This is a genomic window from Jeotgalicoccus sp. S0W5, from assembly GCF_011634875.1.
GTDB lineage: Bacteria > Bacillota > Bacilli > Staphylococcales > Salinicoccaceae > Jeotgalicoccus > Jeotgalicoccus marinus.
The window spans coordinates 1-3,019 of record NZ_SIRQ01000008.1; the positions used below are offsets into that span (position 1 = coordinate 1).

General features: G+C 28.8%; 2 protein-coding genes. Both read right to left on the reverse strand.

Annotated elements, in window-relative coordinates; genetic code table 11:
* Positions 1–1,319: condensation domain-containing protein (locus tag EYB29_RS09205; RefSeq protein ID WP_240921855.1), on the reverse strand; the 1,319-nt coding region annotated here is incomplete at its 3' end.
* Positions 1,320–1,334: 15 nt separating this feature from the next.
* A partial coding sequence (locus tag EYB29_RS09210; protein ID WP_240921856.1) for a condensation domain-containing protein occupies positions 1,335–3,019 on the reverse strand: 1,685 nt, incomplete at its 5' end.

Consider the following 3,019-nt stretch of genomic DNA (forward strand, 5'->3'; position numbering starts at 1 on the left):
GTCAACATGTTTATCTCACTGATGCTTCTCTCCGGATTCTTAATAATCTCTTCTAAAATTCTATTCAAATTTTCACCAATATTGGTGATATATTTGTTATCATATATATTACTGTCATAAGTAAATTTTATGTCGATTGACTCATGAGGAAATATTGCCACAGTCAAAGGATAGTTTGTTTGTTCAAAAGAATTTAATTCGTCGAACTTAATCTCGTTACAGTTTGAATAAGTATTTAATTCTTGGCTAATAGGATAATTTTCGAATACCAGAATGTGATCAAACAAATTACTTTTTAGTATACTTCTTTCTTGTATTTTATATAAAGGGTAATAACTATATTTTTCTGATTTATGGGCCTTCTGTTGCATTAGATTAACCATATCACCAAAGTTTCCAGAAATACTTACTCTTGTCGGCACAGTGTTAATAAATAATCCTACCATACTTTCTATCTCAATAATATTGGCAGTCCTCCCTGAGTGGACTGCTCCAAACACAATATCATTTTGGTTGGTGTATTTATTCAATAAAATTGACCAAGCTGCTTGAATAATAGTATTTAAACTTACATTGAATTTTTTTCCTAAGTTTATAATTTCCTTGGTTACTTCAGAATCAATCTTAATCAAAATAGATTCATGAACACTTTCTTTCTCTTTATTATCGTCTTTTACGACTAAAGAAGCCTTATTATCATAACCTTTTAAATAGTCCTCCCAATAAGATTGTGCTTCACTATGATTCTGATTATGAATCCACTCTATGAACTTTTGATAAGCTGGACCATCATTACAATCTATTTTTGTATTATTATTTATTGATGAGTAAATAGTTAACAAGTCTTTTAAAACAATCCCTATACTCCAGCCGTCTAATAATATATGATGAAAACTCCATATAATTTTATGTCTTCTATCTGATAATTTTATTATATGAAATCTTGTTAATATATCTTTATTTAAATTAAATTTTCTCCTGCGATCCTTTTTTAAATATTTATAAATATTTGTTTTTTGCTCTTCTTTGTTCAATGATGAAAGATCTTTAAAATAGGTTTCTACTTCATATAAATCAACTACTACTTGTTTAGGCTTACTGACGTTTTGATAAAAGAATTTAGTGCGAAGTATATCATGCTTTTCCACGAGCCTTTGGACAGCATTTTTAAAGTTATCGACATCTAAATCCCCAATTACTGAAAAAGATACTTGTACAAAATATGATTCATAATTTTCATTTAATAAAGAATGATATAGCATACCTTCTTGCATAGGTGATAGATCATAAATTTTTTGTATAGAAGTTTGATTAGTCATATATACTCCCCCACATCATTTTCTGATTTCATTTTGAATAAATTCTAATTCATCAAGAGATAAATTTGCATCACCTAAATCACTAGGAGTCAACTCAGATTTTAATGCATTTGAGCAATGTTCAATTATATTTATTAAATTTTTTCTAAAGCTATGATTCAGTTTATCTACAAAGTCTTCATTTAGTAATTTAGAATTATACGTAGTAATTAAATGAAATTGATTATTTAGTACAAAAGAATTTATTTCTATAATGTACTTCTTATTAACTTTAGGGTGTATTGAGTCTCCTGTTCTAATAGACTCTAATTTGAAAGTCTTATTATTTCTTTTATTAGGAGCATCAAATTGTCCCAGATAATTAAAAACTATAGGGATTTTCTTTTCTATTCTGTCGAATTCAACATCTTCTTTTAAATATCTTAGCACCCCATACCCCAGGCCACGATTCGGGATTTTTCTGATAGTTTCTTTTACACTTTTAATATAGAGGGGGAGTTTATTTTCTTTAGTATCTCTCTCATTTAAGAAAGTGAAATCAAACACTACTGGAAAACAACTAGTAAACCATCCAATTGTTCTATTTAAGTTAATATCCTCAAATATCTCTTCTCTACCATGGCCTTCTAAAAAGCAACCAACTTTATAAGATTCTAAATGCTCTTGAAGTGATAAAGCTAGTGATGTTAGTAAAATATCATTAATTTCTGTATTGTATACATGGTTCGTGTTAAATAATAAACTAGTCGTTTGATTATCAGTTAAAGAAAAACTTTTGTCTTTCGAATCTAAATATATACTGGATTTTATATTCTGACTACTCGTGATTGGTGGAAAGGAGTTTGAGCAAATATTTTTCCAATAATCAATTTCGCTTTCTAATTTTTCATTCTTGGAATAATCTCTTAATCGAATAGACCAGTCTAAAAATGAATTTGTTTTTAAAGGAAGCTCCACATCGTTACCCTCACTGATACTATTATAGATATCTTCTAAGTCTTCGATAAGTATTCTCCAAGAGACACCATCTATTAATAGATGATGACAAATAATGAGGATATAGGTACCGTTTATAGTATCGAAAATATCTAATTTCATCAGTGGTCCTGTTTCAATATTCAAACTTGAATGAGATACGTTGGCTGTTTCTTTTATTGCTTTTATTACATTTTTTCGTGATTTAAGGTTGTGCTGACTTAAAGCAAATACATTCTCAGTGTCTTCATGATTGATTTGTTTCCATTTACTTTTCGTATATTTAAATTTAATTCTTAGAGAGTCATGATGTTCTATTAAAATTTTCATAACTTGTTTAAATATAGAGCCTTTTATTTTTTCATTTGAATATAAAAGTATTGATTGATTGAATTTATTAGTATAAATGTTGCTTTTTAAAAATTCTGTTTGTATTGGAGTCAAAGGTATTTGTCCAGTTACTTTGTGCTGGCTAATATTATTTTCAGTAGATTTAATGTGGGGAGATATTTTTTTAATAGTTGAGTGTTGCATTATTTCATTTACGTTTATTGAATAATTATTTTTTTGTAACATAGATGCAATTTGGATGGCTTTGATTGAGTCACCACCAGCTTCAAAGAAGTTGTCATTTAAACCGACCCTGTCCACTTCCAGCACTTCCCGCCAAATCTCCGCCAGCTGTTTTTCAACCTCTGTCTGTGGTGCGACATACTCTTCCAAAG